Annotated in this window: 8 protein-coding genes; 1 reads left to right on the top strand and 7 read right to left on the bottom strand. The window is 66.8% G+C overall.

Annotated features, from left to right (window positions below; translation table 11 throughout):
* Positions 1 to 150: 150 nt before the first annotated feature.
* Positions 151 to 504: a HesB/IscA family protein gene (locus OPU69_RS14650; RefSeq protein WP_060978887.1), complete on the top strand. Its 354-nt coding sequence runs from the start codon at positions 151 to 153 to the stop codon at positions 502 to 504.
* A gap of 19 nt (positions 505 to 523) precedes the next feature.
* Here the strand turns inward: OPU69_RS14650 and ribB are convergent, their stop codons facing one another.
* From ribB to OPU69_RS14615, 7 genes are read right to left on the bottom strand one after another with little or no spacing between them, the layout of a single operon-like run.
* Entirely contained in the window at positions 524 to 1,804 is a 1,281-nt protein-coding gene (gene ribB / locus OPU69_RS14645; RefSeq protein WP_498512001.1) for a 3,4-dihydroxy-2-butanone-4-phosphate synthase, read from the bottom strand.
* A 58-nt stretch (positions 1,805 to 1,862) separates the two neighbouring features.
* The gene (locus OPU69_RS14640) at positions 1,863 to 2,477 is read right to left on the bottom strand and encodes a riboflavin synthase (RefSeq protein ID WP_498511999.1); all 615 of its coding nucleotides are present in this window, start codon (positions 2,475 to 2,477) and stop codon (positions 1,863 to 1,865) included.
* 28 nt (positions 2,478 to 2,505) lie between these two features.
* Positions 2,506 to 3,456, bottom strand: a complete 951-nt coding sequence (ribD, locus tag OPU69_RS14635) for a bifunctional diaminohydroxyphosphoribosylaminopyrimidine deaminase/5-amino-6-(5-phosphoribosylamino)uracil reductase RibD (protein ID WP_498512097.1) — start codon at positions 3,454 to 3,456, stop codon at positions 2,506 to 2,508.
* 29 nt (positions 3,457 to 3,485) lie between these two features.
* Positions 3,486 to 3,836 (bottom strand): hypothetical protein, encoded by a 351-nt coding sequence (locus OPU69_RS14630; protein ID WP_060978890.1) that lies wholly within the window; start codon positions 3,834 to 3,836, stop codon positions 3,486 to 3,488.
* A 44-nt stretch (positions 3,837 to 3,880) separates the two neighbouring features.
* On the bottom strand, positions 3,881 to 6,967 hold the full coding sequence (locus tag OPU69_RS14625) for a CHAT domain-containing protein (RefSeq protein WP_498511997.1): 3,087 nt from the start codon (positions 6,965 to 6,967) through the stop codon (positions 3,881 to 3,883).
* Complete coding sequence (locus tag OPU69_RS14620) at positions 6,964 to 15,222, bottom strand: beta strand repeat-containing protein (RefSeq protein WP_498511995.1); 8,259 nt, start codon at positions 15,220 to 15,222, stop codon at positions 6,964 to 6,966. Before OPU69_RS14620 ends, OPU69_RS14625 begins: the two co-directional genes overlap by 4 nt.
* Positions 15,222 to 16,982 (bottom strand): ShlB/FhaC/HecB family hemolysin secretion/activation protein, encoded by a 1,761-nt coding sequence (locus OPU69_RS14615; RefSeq protein ID WP_156445409.1) that lies wholly within the window; start codon positions 16,980 to 16,982, stop codon positions 15,222 to 15,224. Before OPU69_RS14615 ends, OPU69_RS14620 begins: the two co-directional genes overlap by 1 nt.
* Between the last annotated feature and the right edge of the window lie 274 nt (positions 16,983 to 17,256).

Below are 17,256 nucleotides of genomic sequence, written 5' to 3'. Positions count from 1 at the left end.
CGGAGCTGGGAGAGGGGGCAGCGAGGCGCATTATGGCGAATGCTGCGCCATCACCCTCACCCAGCTTCGACTAGGGCCTGGCAAGCCAGACCCAAGTCTTCGCAGCCCTCTCCCCTCAAGGGAGAGGGGTTTTGAAGGACCAGGCTTATGATGACCACCACCACTCGTGCCCGTCCCGCCGCGCTGACGCTGACCGCGTCGGCCGAGGCGCGCATCGCGCATCTGATGGCGAACGCGCCCGAAGGGGCGATCGGGGTCAAGCTGTCGACCCCGCGCCGGGGCTGTTCGGGCCTCGCCTATTCGGTCGATTATGTCACCGAAGAGGTGAAGTTCGACGAGAAGATCGAGACCCCCGGCGGCACCTTCTATGTCGATGGCGGATCGGTACTCTACCTGATCGGATCGACCATGGACTGGGTCGAGGACGATTTCACCGCCGGGTTCGTGTTCGCCAACCCCAATGCCAAGGGCAGCTGCGGTTGCGGCGAGAGCTTCACCGTCTGAAGCCCCGCCGCACCAGCGGTCATTCGGTCGGGATCGGGCGTTCGCCGACGATCGACAGGCCATAGCCGTCGAGCGCGACAAGGCTGTGGTGCGAGTTGGTCAGCAACTCCATCTCGTTCACGCCCATTTCGGTGAGGATCTGCGCGCCGATGCCGTAATCGCGCAGCTCCTCCATATCGGGCACCGCCTCGCCCGATTTCATCCGCACCGCATTGCTCAGGCTGTTGATGCCGTGCCGGTTGAGCAGCACGACCAGACCTGCGCCTTCCTCGCCGATCAGGTCCATCGCCTTGCCCAGCACGCCCGAACGCGGCCCAGTCTCGCCGAAGATGTCGGAGAACGGGCTCAGCACATGCATGCGCACCAGGGTCGGCTTGTCGGGATCGACATGGCCCTTTTGCAGCACGATTTGCTCGTTCTTCTCGGCCTTGTTGTAGAATACGATCGCCTTCCACTCGCCGCCGTGGCGGCTGGTGAAGCGGGCCTCGGCGCGCCGTTCGACCAGATGGTCGTGGCGGCGGCGGTACGCGATCAGGTCGCGGATCGTGCCGATCTTCATGCCATGGATGTGCGCGAACTCGATCAGGTCGTCGAGCCGCGCCATGGTGCCGTCATCGTTCATGATCTCGCAGATCACGCCCGAGGGGTTGAGCCCCGCGAGCCGCGACACGTCCACCGCCGCCTCGGTATGGCCTGCGCGCACCAGCACCCCGCCATCGCGCGCCATCAGCGGGAAGACATGGCCGGGGGTGACGATCTCCTCGGGACCCTTGCTCGGGTCGATGGCGACGGTGACGGTGCGCGAGCGGTCTGCCGCGCTGATTCCGGTGGTGACGCCCTCGCGCGCCTCGATCGACACGGTGAACGCGGTCTCGTGCCGCGTGCCGTTGTTGCGCGACATGAGGTTGAGGCCCAGTTGCTCGACCCGGTCGCGGGTCATGGCAAGGCAGATCAGACCGCGGCCATATTTGGCCATAAAGTTGATCGCATCGGGCGTCGCCATCTGCGCGGGGATGATGAGATCGCCCTCGTTCTCGCGGTCCTCGTCATCGACCAGGATGTACATCCGGCCGTTGCGCGCCTCGTTGATGATCTCTTCGGCCGTCGCCATGACGCCAGCGGGGTCGCGCGAGAGATAACGTTCCAGCTTGCCCAAAGTCTCGGCGGTCGGGTTCCAGTCGGGCTCGCCGAGCTTGCGCAGTGAATTGGCGTGAAGCCCGGCGGCACGCGCGAGCCCGGCGCGGCTCTCCTGGCCGGTCTCGATGATTTCAACGATGCGTTCGATCAATTGCGCTGACATTGGAATATCCTTTCGGAGATTCCAATATCACACTGCAATGTGAGTCGAAAGCGAGAAATCACATCGAAAGCGATTTTGCCTCGTTCATCCGCATCAGATAGCGCGCCAGCACGTCGATCTCGAGATTAACCGGATCGCCGGGCTGCAACTCGCCGAGCGTGGTCATCTCCCAAGTGTGCGGGATGATGTTGAGGCCGAAATGCACGGTGCCGTCGCTCTGATCGGCATGGCTGTTGACGGTCAGCGACACGCCGTCGACGGTGATCGATCCCTTGGCGGCGATATAGGGCGCGAGCGCTGCAGGGGCGGCGATGGTGAAGCGGATCGAATCGCCCTCGGCTTCGCGCGCGGCAACGGTCCCGACGCCATCGACATGGCCGGTGACGATATGCCCGCCGAGTTCGTCGCCAATCTTCAGCGCGCGTTCGAGGTTCAGCCGCTTGCCCTGAACCCAGCGGTCGGCCGCGGTTTTGCTGACGGTTTCGGCGGAGATATCAACGGTGAACCAGTCGTCGCCCTTGGCTGTTACGGTCAGGCACGCGCCCGAACAGGCGATCGACGCACCGATCGCGACGCTGCCCATGTCATAGCCGCAGCGGATGCGCGCGTGCAGGTCGCCGCGCTGCTCGACGGAATCGATGGTGCCGATATCGGTGATGATGCCAGTGAACATGCGGGGTCCTTCGGTTGCGGGCGGCGGGTCAGCGCAGCCGCTGGTAGCTTTCCATCCGGTCCTTGCCAAGCAGCCGCGTGTCGTCGAGCCGCCAGCGGCCGTGCGCGTGCGCCAGCTCGCTCAGCCCGATATCGCCCAGGGCTGCCATGCCGTGACCGATCAGCACCGGTGCGCGATACAGCAGCAACCGGTCGACCATGTCGCGCGCCAAGAACGCGGCGGCGACTTCCGCGCCGCCCTCGACCATCAGCCAGTCGGTGCCTTCCAGCGTCGCAATATCCTCGGGCGCGGCGATGCCGGTCCAGCCCGGCGGCGCGTCGCCCATGCGGCTCAGCAGCACGCGGCGCGGCGAGCGGTGTTCGAGCCCGGCGAGACGCACATCGAGCTTCGGCGTATCGGCGCGGAAAGTGCCGCCGCCAACCAGGATGGCGTCATGCCGCGCACGCTCGATATGGGCGTGCGCGCGGGCGGCGTCGCCGGTGATCCAGCGGCTGGAGCCATCGGCGAGCGCGATCTGCCCGTCGAGCGAGGTGGCGAGTTTCAGCGTCACGAACGGACGACCCAGCGCCTGGCGGGTGAGGAAACCGGCAAGGCTCGCGCGCGCCTCGGCCTCGGCGACACTGCAATCGACCGCGATTCCCGCCGCGCGCAGCCGGGCGATGCCTTGGCCGTTGGTGCGCGGGTCCGGGTCCTGGACCGCGACAACCACGCGTGCCACGCCGCTTGCGATCAGCAGATCGGCACAGGCTGGCCCGCGCGCGCTTTCATGTGCGCAGGGCTCAAGCGTGACATAGGCGGTCGCCCCGCGCGCGGCATCGCCTGCCTGAGCGAGCGCCATCGCCTCGCCATGCGGACGGCCGCCGCGATCGGTCCAGCCGCGGCCAATGACGCGGCCATCGCGAACCAATAGGCAGCCGACCGAGGGATTGGGGCTCGACAGCGAACGTCCGCGCTCGGCGAGGGCAATGGCCGCGCGCATCCAGTCGGCATCGGACCGGACGGTCGGAATCACTCGGTATCCATGCCCAGCTGTTCGGCGAGACGGCGATATTGCGCCTTGCGCTCTTCCTCACGGCGAAGCGCCTCGGCCTCGCGCTTTTCCTTGAGCAGCTGGTTGGCCTCGATTTCCTTGCGGATCTGCTCGTCGCTGCGCCCCGGCTCCAGGCTGGTCACCCAGGTGATCTCGGGGCGCTTCCACTGCACCTCGAAGCCGGATTCGCTGATGAACGCGCCGAAGATCGCGATCGTGCACGCCGCCGATAGCGCCAGAAAGCGCCATTTATGCTCCTGCTGGTCGAACCAATAGGCCTTCAGGTCCGATGCAGCGCGCACCGGCGATATGTCGCGAAAGAATCCCATAGGGGGCAAGATAGGCGCTTGCGCCCGTCTTGACCAGTCCGGGGCTATTTCACGAGAGGCTTGGTGCCATCGCCGAGCAGGATGAACGCCGCCCAGTAATAGGGATGCGATGTCAGCGGGTCGTCCATCGCTGCGCGCTGCGCCCTGGCGAGCGATTCGTTCATCGCGGTGCCGGGGCTCGCCTTGAACAGCGAGGAGATCAGATTTTCGGTCGCGTTGAAGTCGTCGGGCACCGGCCAGTGGCTCGCCAGCACCGAGCGCGCGCCGGCGCCGACAAAGGCGCGGACCAGACCGTCGAGCGCAAAATTGCCCCCGGTCTCGATCCCCGCTTCGCGCGAGGCCGAGACGGTGGCGAGCCCTGCGGTGTCGCAGGCGGAGAGGATGACCAGGTCGGCATCGAGCTTCAGGTCAAAAATTTCCTTGAAGCTGAGCAGCCCGTCCGAGCTCGCGTCACCGAACGAGGTCACCAGCGCCGGGCGCGCCGGGCATTCGGGGCGCGGTGCGGTGACCAGGCCGTGCGTCGCAAAGTGCAGGATGCGGTAGTCATCGAGATCGTCGCGGTTCAGCAGCGCGGTATCGCTGAAGCTTTGCTGCGTGATCACGTTCGCCCGGCCTGCGCCCAGCACGCTCTGCGCCAGCTTGAGCTCGGCGGGCGAAATCGGGTCCATCCAGGTGGCGACCGGCCATTCGCAATCTGCATCGCGCTGCGCGGAGGCGAGCTGGATGCGCTCGGGCGGCGGAGCGTTCTCGCCGACGCCCAGATAGGTTTGCTTGCCGCGCGCCGGCGCGATGGTGCGCACATCGGCGAACGAGCGCGGCGACACCGCGATCGAGAAGCGGCGGTCACGCCCGAACCAGGCGACACCGGTAAAGTCGAACGGGTCTGCGTCGATCGCGGCCGAACGCTCGAGATAGGCATCGACGCCCTTCTGATCCTCGACCAGCAGGCCGGGCGGCAGCTGCAGCAGCGCGCCATCGGGCTCGTAGACGAGATGCTCGATTGCAGCGAGATCCTGCTTGAGCCCGGGGAACAGCGCCTCGTAGAGCTTGCGCGCCTCGACCACGTCGAACGGATAGTTGGTCGGCTGACCGTTCTCGATGACGACGATCGAATCGCGCAGCTTGGCCACCACCTTGTCAAGGTCGGCGCGGGTGAGCGCGATGCTGACGGTGCGCACCCTGTCTGCGGTGATCAGCTGGCCATAGACGGTCTGCCCAACAAAGCTGACCTTGTAATAGCCTTCGCGCGGCCCGAGCAGCTTCTGCAGTTCGGCGAGCGTCACCGAGCTCGGCGAGAGCACGCGATATTGCGAATATTGGCCGAGCCGCGATTGCAACGCGGTCTGCTCGTTCTGCTGGGTGGTGAGCGATTCGCGCGCCAGGGCCAGCGCGGCGACATCGTCGGGCGTGGGCGAGGGCAGCGCCTCGAGCCGCTGGATCTCGGCGCTGGTGCGCGCGATCTCGCGGGTGCGCGTCACCGCCAGGCGGAACAGCGCCGAGGCTTCGTCATTGCCTTCGGACAGCTCGCGCGCGAGCACTGCCTGGGTCTGTGCGACGCCTGGGCGCTGGAGCAGCTGGCTGGCGGTGAACATGCGCGCGGCGACCGAAGGATCGTTGTCGGCGCGCGCGGCGAGCTGGGCGAAATAGGGCGCCAGCATCTCCTTCATCGCGGCGCGCGCGCTCGGCACGGCCTCTCCCTCGGCGACGATCTCGTCATACAGCGCGATCGAGGCATCGGCCTCGCCGCGTCGCGCGAGGAATGCGGCAAGGCGTCCCTTGGCGCTGAGCAGGCCGGGCGATTGCGGATATTCGAGCCTGTAGATGTCGAGCGCCTCGGTCAGCCCGGTGCGCGCACCTGCGAAATCGCCGCGCGATTCCTGGATCAGCGCGCGCTGCGTCGCCACCTCCGCGCGCAGCCATCCGGTCGAGCTGATCCGGCCGTTGCGCACTGCGACGATCGTGTCGATGCCCTGTTGCAGCGCGGTCAGCGCCTGATCGCTCTGGCCCGACAGGCGGAGCGCGGTGCCGCGCAGCAGCAGCGCCTGGCCGTCGAGAATCTGCGCGCGCTCGGCCCCGGTCAGGCTCGAATCGACCCCGCCCAGCCGCTTGAGCCCTGCATTCTCGCGGTTGATCTGATCGGCGAGCATCTTGGTGATCTCGCCCTGCGACAGCCGCGTCTCGCCGACCATCTCGGTGTCGATCGACACCTGCCGGTCGAGCACCTTGAGCGCTACTGCCGGGTTGCGCTGGTTGATCGCATCGATCGCGCGGAAATTGCGGATCATCCGCTGGGTGACGCCATCGCTGGCGGCGACCAGCCGATCAGCACGCGCGAACAGCGCGCCTGCGGTGGCGAAATCGCCCATGTTGGACAGCTGCAGCGCCTGATTGGCCAGAAACTCGGCGCTGCGCTCGCTGCCGCCCTGTTCGCGCGCGGCGAGTGTTTCGAAAAATTCGGCGGACTCGGCATAGGCGCCGTAATTGTTGCGGATATAGGCTTCGACCCGCGCCGATTCCTCGTCGAGCGTGCCGGCCTGGATGCGCGCAAATGCGGCGGGATCGCTGACCTGGGTGGTGGCGACATCGACGGTGCCGGGCACGGCGCGGTCGGTGACCAGCGCCGCAAGCGCCAGCTTCAGCGCCGAATCATAACCCGAAAGCCCTTCGGCAACGAAGACCGTATCGCCGCGCACGGCAGCATAGATGCGATAATCGACCCCGGCCTTGGGATCGCTGCATTCGATCACGCTCGCCCCGCCCGCAGTCTCGACCTCGGTAACCTGCTTCTCGCCGCACGACAGACGGGTCTTTGCTGCATCCAGATACTGCGCCAACCGGTCGCCCTCGCCGCCGCGCAGCGCATAGAGCGAGGCCACCGGGCTGGCGGCATCGCGGCACACCACCCGGTAACCGCGATCGAACATGCTGGTCAGTGCCGGATCGGTCGGACGGTATTGCGCCGTGCACAGCACGCCTGCCGAACCGACGCGGAAGCTGTCACGCAATGCGATCGATTCCTGCGTCTGGGCGAGCGCGGGCGAGCTCAGCCCCGCCGCCAGAGCGACCAGGGCCGTGCCGCCATGCCGCAGCGCGCGGGCCAGGCCTGGCTGAAGGGACGAGGGGCGGATCATGGCTGTCCTCCGGTATCGGGCACGGTTTCGGCGAGCGGCACGTCGAGCTGCAGATTGGGGTTGCCGCCGCTGGTCACGGGCTCGTCGATGATCGGCTCGACGCCCAGGCGGCGGGTGTTGACGATGGTCACCGGCGGCATGATCGGCTTGCGCGGAGCGGCCTCGCCACGCGCGGCCTCTTCGGCGGCGGCTTCGGCTTCTTCCTGTTCCTGCTGCGCCTCGCGCTCGGCCGCCGGGGTCGGTGGCGGCGGACCTGCATGGCTGATCACGGTCGGACCGGTCTCGGTAATGCCGCCCCCGCCGCACGCGATGGCGCTCAGCAGACAGCCGTTGACGCTGGACGTGCTGGTAAAGCCGCTCGGGCCGCCGCTGTCCTGTCCGGTGCTGCTCGTCGAGCGCGGGAAGATCAGGTCGCGCACCGAGGTGCCGTTGCGCACCAGATCGCCGGTATCGAGCAGCTGGCCATAGATCACCAGATCGATCAGGTTGGGCGTGCCCTGGCTCTGCGAACTGCGCGGGGTCACTTGGAAGCTGCCGACGCGGCCGAAGAAACCGGCGTTGAGCAGCGAGGTACCGGTATTCTGGATCAGCAGCGTGCTGCCCACCGTGAACCTCAGGCTCGAGGCCTGGATCACGCCATCGGGGCGTGCGGTGGTGATCGGCAGGGCGAGCGCGGTGTCGCGTCCGACGAAATTGACGTTTTCCGCGAGCCGCTCGAGCAGCGAGGCGCTCGCGACATGGATGTTGTTGGCGTTGATCGAGAGGATGCCGCCCGGCGAGCTGCCGTTGAGGAAGAGCCCGCCGGTATCGGCGTTGATCTCCACGCGGCCCGCATTGAGCGACACCCGGTTGTTCGCGGCCATCGCGTTGAACACGGCATTGCCGTTGACCCGGATGGTCCCCGGCGTGTCGATAGTCAGGCTGCCTTCGGAACCGTTGAGGTTGACGCCGCTCGACGCGTTCGACCCGTTCATCGTCAGCGCGCGAATCTCGACGCCGGTACCGGTCGACGAGACATTGGGCGCATTGATGACGATGGCCTGCGCGCGGATGCGCGAGATTTCGCTGCCGTCGAGCGTGTAGCCGCTCTGCTGCGACTGCCCGTCGCCCGTGCCGCCGATGACCACCGCGCCGCTGCGGTTGGCGGTCAGTGTGATCGTGCCCGTGCTGGCATTGCCCAGGCCGCCGCCTTGCGAGAAGGCGATATCGCCCGAGCTGATCGCGATGGTGGGAGCGGCCGCTAGCCCGCCGAACACCGCCGTGCCGCCGACGTCCAGGCTGATCCGCGTGCCTGCCGTGATCGTGCTGTTGGCCGAGAATGTGCTGGTCGAGGCGCCGAGCAGCGTTCCGGTCGTCGTCGCGCCGATCGACACGCTGCCGCCGACGCGCGTGGGGGTGGCGGCGAGCAGGGCGGCGAGATCGATCTGCGACAGGTTGGCGGTCGGTGCCAGGCCCGCGCTGCTGGCGAGCAGCGTCGTGCCGCCGGTGCCGGTGGCGATGCTGCCGGTGCTGATGCTCTGCGAGGCGAGCAGCAGCGCGTTGGTGCCGGTGGTGACGTTGCCGGTGTTGAGATTGCCGTTCAGCGCCGCGGCGAACACCGCATTAGTCGCCTGGAGCGCGCCGGTGGTCACGCTGGCGCCGCGAACGCGGATCTCGTTGGTCGAGCTGATCGCGCCGGTCACGATGCCCTGGTTGGCGCGCGCCAGCACAGTTCCGCCTGCGGTGATCGCGCCGGTGGTGATGCTGGTGGCGTTGCCGAAATTGCCCTGGCCGTCATCCGATCCGATGCCGAGCAGGCCGAAGCTGTTGATCGTGCCGGTGGTGATCGTGCCGCCCGCGCCGAGGCCAATGCTGAACCCGGTCGAGGTCGTGCCGGCGGCGGTGGTGCGCAGGTTGCCCAGCGTCATGTTGCCGGTGACGATCGTGCCGATCGAGGTGCCTGCGGTAATGTCGCCGCCGGTCACCGATCCCGTCACGTTGAACTGGGTATTGGTGGCCGAACTGAGCGCGCCAAAGGCCAGGTTGCCGCCGGTCGCGCCGATGGTGATGCCGGCGGTGGTGGCGGTGACGTTGGCCAGCGTGGCTGCGGTGCCGCTGATGCTGACCGCCGCCGCCGTGATCGCGCCGGTCGAGGTGAAGCTCGCCGCGCGCGAACGCAGCTGCGCCGCGCCGGTCGCGGTCACGCCGCCGATGCTGACCGCGCCCTGGCCATCGACCGTGACCGCCAGATTGGCGCCGGTGCCGGTTGCAAGCGTGCCTGCGGTGATCGTGCCTGCAGAAGTGAGCACGATATTGCCCGCGCTGGCGCTGATCGCCCCGGTGCCGAGCGCGCCGCTGGTGGTGGTGAGGTTGACGCCGAGCGCCCCGTTCATCGCCTGCGCCGTGATGCTGTTGGCGGTGATCGCGATGCCGCCGGTCGCCGCCGTCACGGTCCCGCCGAAATTGGCCCCCGTGCCGACGCCTGCGCGGACATTGCCCGAGGAAACGCCGCCATTGACGGCGAGGCCGCCCGTCGTGCGGACGGGCGCGAGGGCAAATAGCGGCGTCGGGTCGAAATCCGGTCCCAGAGCCGAGACCATCGAGGCATTGCCGACATAGAAATAGCGGCTGGCCGCACTGCCCGTGGTCACAGGGCCGCCAAAGGCGATGTCGCCGGTGCCCAAAACCACGATATTCTCGCCGCTGCTCAGCGATCCGGCGGTTATCGTTCCGGCAGCGATGAAGCCGATATTGCGCGCGCCGGTGAGGTTGCCGACCTGGATATTCCCGGTCTGCGACAGCAGGCCGACGCTGTAGCTCGTCGTCGGCACCGCACCGGAGGCGTTGACATTGCCGCCCGTGATGTTTCCGAGCGCCTCTATCGCGAATTCCAGCCCCGTCACGGCATTGCCGAACTGAACCGATCCGACGGCTTCGATATCGGTGTCCTCGCCCGAGCTGATGTCGCCCAGCACCATGTTGCCAGCCCGGGTATCGAGCACGATGAACGTGCCGGCCGCAAGGTTGCCGATGGTCATGTTGCCGGCATTGACCAGCAGGTCGATATAACCGTTGGTGGCGGTCACGGCAGAGAGGGTCAGCCCATTTGCTGCCGTCATGGCGACAAAATTGGCGGCGGTTATCACGCCTGCATTGATCGCGCCCGAGGTCGATGTGAGATTGACATGGTTGCCGGACGTCAGGTTGCCGAGCTGCAGCGCCGCGCCCTGCATGCCGATGACGCCGCCAGCGTTGATGTTGCCAAGGTTGATCGTACCAGTCGCTACGGCCGTGAAGCTGCCGGGCGTGGCCAGATTGGCGGTGACGATGATCGCGCCATCGGATCGCAGATCCATGGCACTGGCCGTGATCGTGCCGATATTGGTCGGGCTTGTCACCACCGTGTCGGCGACGAAGCTTCCCGCTTGCAAGCCGAACCCGCCTGCCGTGACCGATCCATTGTTGACCAGAACCGATAGCTGGCCCGGTGTAATGAAGGTGAAGCTGTTCGCGATGTTTACCGCTGCATCGGTCACCCGGATGTAATCCTCGACGATACCGGTCGGATCTGGCGCATCGCCGGCATTGCCGATGTTGAACACCAGACTGTTGGCCGTCAGGTCGCCATTGACCGCGCGGACGAACGACCCCGTCTCCTGGGTGGTCGTGCCGCTGATGGCACCGGTTCCCCCCGTGCCCCTGGCAATCGCGATGATGTCGTTCGCGATCAGGGTGCCGCGGTTGGTGGGTGCCTGGAACTGCTCGGTGCTTTCCAGACCGATCACGCCGCCGATCGCATTGCCGCCATTGCCGGCAAGCGCCCCCCCGCCACCATTGCCGCCATCAGCATTGGCCAGCATGGTAAGGTTATTGACCCGGGTCAGCGATCCGCGCGTGGCGAAGAAGATATCGCCGCCATCACCCAGCCCACCATTGCCGCCATTGCCGTTGCCGGTGGTGCCGACGCCGCCATCGCCGCCAGCGCCGCCAAAGCCATTGGCCTGAAGCGAGGCATCGGTCATCACCATGAAGCCGGTCGGCGTTGGATTGGGGCCGGTGGTGATCGTGCTGCTGACCGTGCCGATCTGCGTGTTGCCGCCGGTGCCGATGCCGCCAGCGCCGCCATTGCCGCCAAGGCCGGCAGATCCCGTGCCGCCCGCGCCGCCTGCGCCGCCAAAGCCGTTCATCGACACCTGCAGAGTCAGGATGTCGAGCTGGCCGCCGCGGGCCGTGCCGATGGCCTGGGTCTGCCCGCCCGTGGCATTGCCGCCCGCGCCGCCCGCGCCGCCGACCGTGCCATTGGCCCCAGCGCCGCCCGCGCCGCCAAAGGCGTCGGCAAGCAGCGTCACATTGTCGAAATCGAGCAGCCGGGTGGCCTGGCTGCCGCCGGAGATCAGGGTAGCGAGGCCCCCCGTCGCATCGCCGCCGCGTCCGCCCAGCGCGCCGTCGCCGCCACGCGCCACAGCCGCGACGAACATGTCGCCGCCGGTCATGTTGCTCTCGTTCGCGCCGATGCGCGAGGTACCGCCGGCACCGGCACCACCATTGCCCGCCACCAGCGCATTGCCGCCGGTGCCATTGGCGACCATCGAGATAAGGCCGCCGAAATTGAAGCTGCCGATCACCCCGATCGTGCCGGTTTCGCTCAGGCCGCCCGTGCCCGCGCCGCCATTGCCGCTCTGTGCCGATCCGCCGATGCCGTTTGCCGCCAGGGTCAGCGCGTTGCCGAAGACCATCTGGCCGCCGCCGGTGCCGAACACCACCGCTGCGGTGCGGCCGCCGGTGGCATTGCCGCCATTGCCGGTCAGCAGGCTGTCGCCGCCAAAGGCGCTGGCATCCAGCGAGGTCGTGCCCAGGATGCTGATCGAGCCCGATTGCGCCTGAACCGCTACGGTGCCCCCCAAGGCATCGCCGATGGTACCGGTAAATGCAGAGCCCGAATCCCCGATCGCATCAGCGACGAGATTGGCCGAAATTGTGATGTTTCCGCCGCTATCGCGCGATTCGACGATCGCCGAACCGCCGGTCGCGGCGCCCGAATTGCCTGCGCCGTCACGTACGACGCCGCTCAGGCCCTGCGCCGACATGAATACATTCTGGCTGAGCGCGATCTGGCCATTGCCCAGCGAGAGGATATTGGCAAAGCCGCCGGTCGCCGCTCCGCTATTGCCGCCTGCAGCGCCCGATCCGCCGAACGCGGACGCGTTCATGTTGGTCTCGCCGGTCACGGTGACCCTACCGTTGGTCTGCGCGAAGATCTGCGCATCGCCGCCATCGCCAACGCCGCCCGAGGTGCCAACGCCCGAGCCTTGGCCGCCAAAGCCCTGTGCGCTCAGTTCGGCGGTGCTGCCGATCTGGATGATGCCGCCCAGGATCGATCCGATGATCGCCTGGCCGCCGGTGCCGATGCCCCCCGATCCGTTGCCGCTGATCGCGCTTCCGCCGGTGCCATCGGCATTGGTCGTACCGATGCCCCCGATCGAGAGCGTGCCCGCGCCGGCACCCAGATTGGCAAGCCCGCCGGTCCCGTTGCCGCCGCGAAGACCGCCAAAGCTCGCACCGCCAAAGCCTCGCGCATCGGTCGATGCGTTGCCGGTGATGGTGATCAAGCGATCGTTGACCGCGATGCGCACATCGCCGCCTTGGCCGTTGCCTGCAATGCCGTCGCCGCCGCCCGTATTGTCACCACCCGTGCCGGTAGCAGCGACGAAGGCATTGCCGGTGATGGTGATCTGGCCTCCGCCATTCTGCGAGATGGACGCATTGCCGCCCGTGCCGTTGCCGCCATCGACCCCGGTCAGCGAAGAGCTGAAAGCGGCGCCATTGGCATTGATGTCGACATCACCGGTGATGTTGAGGATGCTGTTGCCGTTGGCGATCATCTGCGCGCTGCCGCCGGTGCCGTTGCCGCTGCGACCAAGGCCCGCCTGCTGCGCGCTGCCGCCGACGCCGCCTGCCGTGATCTGCACGCCACCATTCAGCGTCATCGTGCCAGCGCCCTGTCCGCTGACAAACGCGCCTCCGCCGGTTGCGTTTGCTCCGCCAAGGCCATCGCCACCGATGGTCCCGTCGCCGCCGAGGCCGAGCGCGTCGATCTGGGTCAGACCTTGTACGGTGATGGAGCCGCCGCTCTGGACAGGCGACAACGTGAGCGTGGCATTGCCGCCGCGCCCCGTGCCGCCGACCGAGGTTGCGCTGGTGCCGCTGATGCCGCCGACACCGGTTGCCTGCAAAGTCAGCCTGGAAGCGAAGCTCAGCACGCCACCATTGCCGAAAATCTGGCCTGTGGCGCGTCCGCCGGTGCCATTGCCACCATTGCCGGTGCCATCATCGGCATTGCCGCCGAACCCGAATCCGGTGAGTGTGGCATCGCCTGCGACGTTGATCCGTCCGCCGACGCCTGCATTGATCGTGCTGTTTCCGCCGATGCCAGCGCCGCCCGTGCCCAGATTGAAAGCCGAGCCGCCAAAGCCGTCCGCATTGCCGAGAATCGAGCCGTTGATGGTCAGGACATTGTTGGCGCTGGCAATGCCATTGCCCGCGCCGGAATCGATCTGGATCGATCCTCCCCGCCCGATGCCGCCATTGCCGTTGCCGAAATTGCTGCTGCCAAAGCCATTGGCGCTGATCTGGACGTTGCCCCCAATCAGCATCGTCGAATTGGTATCGGCAGAGGCGTTGCGGCCGGAACTCACGATGACGGTGCCGCCGGTGCCCGTGTTACCGGTGGTGCCGGTGCTCCCGCTGCTGCCCGCGCGGCCGTCCGCACTGACAGTCAGCGTGCCGACGATATCCAGCAGCGAATTGCCATAGGAACGGATATCGGCAATGCCGCCCGTCCCGGCGCCAACAGCGCCGCCACTCAAATTGCCCGCACCTTCGCCATTGGCCGAAACGCTCACATTGCGCAGCGCCCGGACCGTACCGCCATCAAACGCGTAGAGCTGAGCCACGCCACCTGTGACAGACTGGCCGTCGATGGTGCCCACCCGATCTGCAGAGATCAGCAGATCGCCGGCAATGGTGGCGATCCCGCCGTTCCGCCCATAAAGCCTCGCAGCGCCCGCCGAATACAGGGACAGATTGCTGGCGAAATTCAGGTTTCCGGCGATGGCGTCGGCGATGATCTCGGTTGATCCGGCCCCCTGCATGGCCGAGTTGACATTCGAATTGACGATGAAGAATCGCGCCTGCTGGGCCGGATTCACCGGGGCATTCGTATCGATCGTATCGCCGAAGACGTTGTACCCGGCCGACAAGACGATCGAGTTGCCGACGATATCGGCAGCACCGGCCACATCAAAGCCCAGAGTGCTGCCTGCCCCGATCAGATTGTAGATGGCGTTGTTCTTGGGAACGGCCACCATGTAGATGCGGTGATTGTCTCCAGCGCCGCTGCTCACCGGTCCGGCGGTCGTGCCATCGTGGAAGATAGCGGCATTGCCGTTGACGGGGTCGTTCGACGCCGGGTCGCCATTGGTCCCGGTGGTGATCTGAATGTCGAACAGTCCGCCCGTGCCGAAGGTGATCGTCGCCGCCTCGGCACCGACCATCAGCGCCGATCCGTTGACGTCGACCGTACCTCGCTGACGGATGATCGGCGAGACCATCGCAACATAGCTGTTCTGAGGTGTCGCCTGAACCAGCGCGCCCGGATCGATCTGCACATAGCTGGTCGCCGATGCCGCCGGGCCGAGGGCGAAGCTGCCGCCTGCATCGATGAAATTGCCTGCGCCGTCGCGCACCGGGTCGAGACTGGTCAGCAGCAACCCGCCGACATCGATCACTCCGGTCGATCCGATGACGATCCCGCCGGGGCTGTAGAACCAGACATTGCCGCCCTGGACCAGGCCAGCCCCGGTCTGCAGCTGGCTGATGATCGTGCCGTTCATCGCGATCGCGCGACTGGGATCGGTGGGGATGATGCGGTTGAGAACGGTGAAATTGTTCTGCGCTGTGGGGTTGTTGCGGAAGAAGGCGGTCCGGCCGTTGGGCAGGAAGTTGATGACGCCGCCGCCGATCGCGGTGTCGTTGGTGGTCCAGTTGATCACCGCCTGGTTGGTATCGACGCGGATATTGTCGGTGCCCGTGCCGCGCGTGATGTTCACCCCGCCCGATACCACCGTGGGCGTCCCCTCGAACGCGCCGCCGCCTGGTGCTACCTGGGCAAAGGCGGGCCCCGCCGTGCCGATGGCCAGCCCGGTGGCAAGCGCCATCGCGGAAGTCGCCTTGGCCAGCAGGATGCGGCGGGCGGTCAGGGTGCGGTCATGGGCCATTATCGGGCTCCCCAGGGCAGAAGCAGGGTGGTGAGGGTGAACAGGATGCGCGGGTCGGGCGTGTCGGTGCGCAGGCCGGCGGCGTCGGTCGGCACCGCGACGGTGACATCGAGCCGGAACCGGTCGCTCAGCCGTGCGCGTGCACCGATGCCGACCGAGCTCAGCCGCTGCGGATCGCCGGGGCGGCCATCGTCCCAGGTCCAGGCGACATCCATGAAGGCAAAGGGCTGGAACGAGAAATCGACATCCTTGATCGGGCTGATCTGCGGCCCGCGCAGCTCGGCCTGGAAGCCGACGCCATCGTCGCCGACGATCGTGCCCGGATCATAGCCGCGCCCGATGGTGAAGTTGCCGCCCGAATATTCCTCGAAGCTGAGCACCGGATCGAAGGCGAGCTGGCCTCGGCCGCGGATGAAGATCGAGCCCTGGTCGCCCAGCGCCGCCTCGGCGGAGAGTTCGCCGCGGATCAGAGTCGATGTCGGGTCGCCGTCGCCGCGCGTGGTCGGGGTACGCACCAGCGCGCAGACGAAATTGCATGGATCGCTCGCACCAAGGATGGACAGGCCCTGGCGGAATTCGAGCAGCCCGGCCATGCGCCAGCGCGGCGAGGCGCCATTCGCCATGTCGATCGCCTCGCCCGACAGCTGGGCATAGGCGATGCGGATGCGGTCGCGCGACAGCGGGCCGATGAAATCGATGTCCTGATCGACATAATCCAGGCCCACCGCGCTGTAGAGCGAGCCGGCCTGGCTGCGCAGCAGCGGATAGCGCGCCTCGGCGCTGGCGAGCAGGGTGGTCGCGGTGATCTTGGCGGCGACCCCGGCAGGCAAGTTGATGTCGGGCTCGGTCCAGGCATAGGTGAAGCGCCCGGCCAGGGTCAGGCCTTCCGATCCGACGCGGAATTCGTGACCCGCCTGCACGATCTGCTGTTCCTGGAAATCGAGCGTCGAATAGGCCGAGACATAGGTGCGGTCGCCCATGCCGGTCAGGCCATAGAATTGCGCTCGCAGCTGCGCGCCATAGGGGCCGGCATCGCGCGCGGCCAGGTTCTGGACGTTGAGATCAACCTCGAACGGGGTGCGCCGCACCGTGACGTCGCCGATCAGCTCGCCCGGGCCGGTGCCCGCCGGCACCAGCGTCAGCCGGATGTCATAGCCCGGCAGGTCGCGCGCGAGCAGCAGATAGCGTTCGGCCAGCTTCTGGTTGAACACCGTGCCTTCGGTCAGCCGCTCGAGATAGCTGGCGACCAGCTTTTCGCCATTGCCCGCATCGCCGCGCACGCGGATCTGGGTGAGCTTGGCATAGAGCACCTCGAACTGCACCACGCCATTGTCGATGCGCTGGGTGGGCACCTGCACGGCGGCGATATAGCCGTCGCGGCGCAGCTTGGTGGCAACCGCATCGCGGATTTCGCACAGCACCGCGACCGGCTGTTCGGTGCCGATATAGCGTTCGTAGAGCGGGCGCAGCTCGATCGGCGCAATCGGGCCCAGATTGTTGAAGCGGGCCTCGCTGAGCGTCAGCTTGACATTGGCATAGGCAGGATCGGCCAGCGGGCAGGGCGCGCGCTCGATATCGCCTTCGACGGTCAGCCGCGCCGGACGCTCGGCGCGCTGCTGCACCGGACGCTCGATTTCCTCACGCGTGGGCGGGGACGGAACATTGACCTGCTGGGCGTGCGCTGCCGTCGTCCACAACAGCCCGGCACAGGTCGCGGTGCCGAGAATCAGCCGTCGTGTGCGGAAAAAGCTGGTCGCCAAGATCACCCCCTGTAGCCTTTGCGGACACCGGGGGAGAACGGACCCTACCCATCACCCCGGACCGAATTCTGGATCACGCCGCAGTTATTCCACTGGCGTTTTCCCGGGCGACCTTGGGCTAAGTCTTAACGCAGCCTCATTCCGGGGGCAACCCGCAAATGCCTTTTGCCAAGAAAATTATCCAGACTTAACATATGCTTGCTGCCATCGCTCTGAGCGGACCAGTAAAAATGTATCGGTGATTGATTTTGTTAAGCAATTTGCCGGAAAGGCC

Source organism: Blastomonas sp. 34TW, assembly GCF_059803595.1.
The sequence above is the reverse complement of the archived record's forward strand: the minus strand, read 5'-3'. Positions and strand labels throughout refer to the sequence as shown.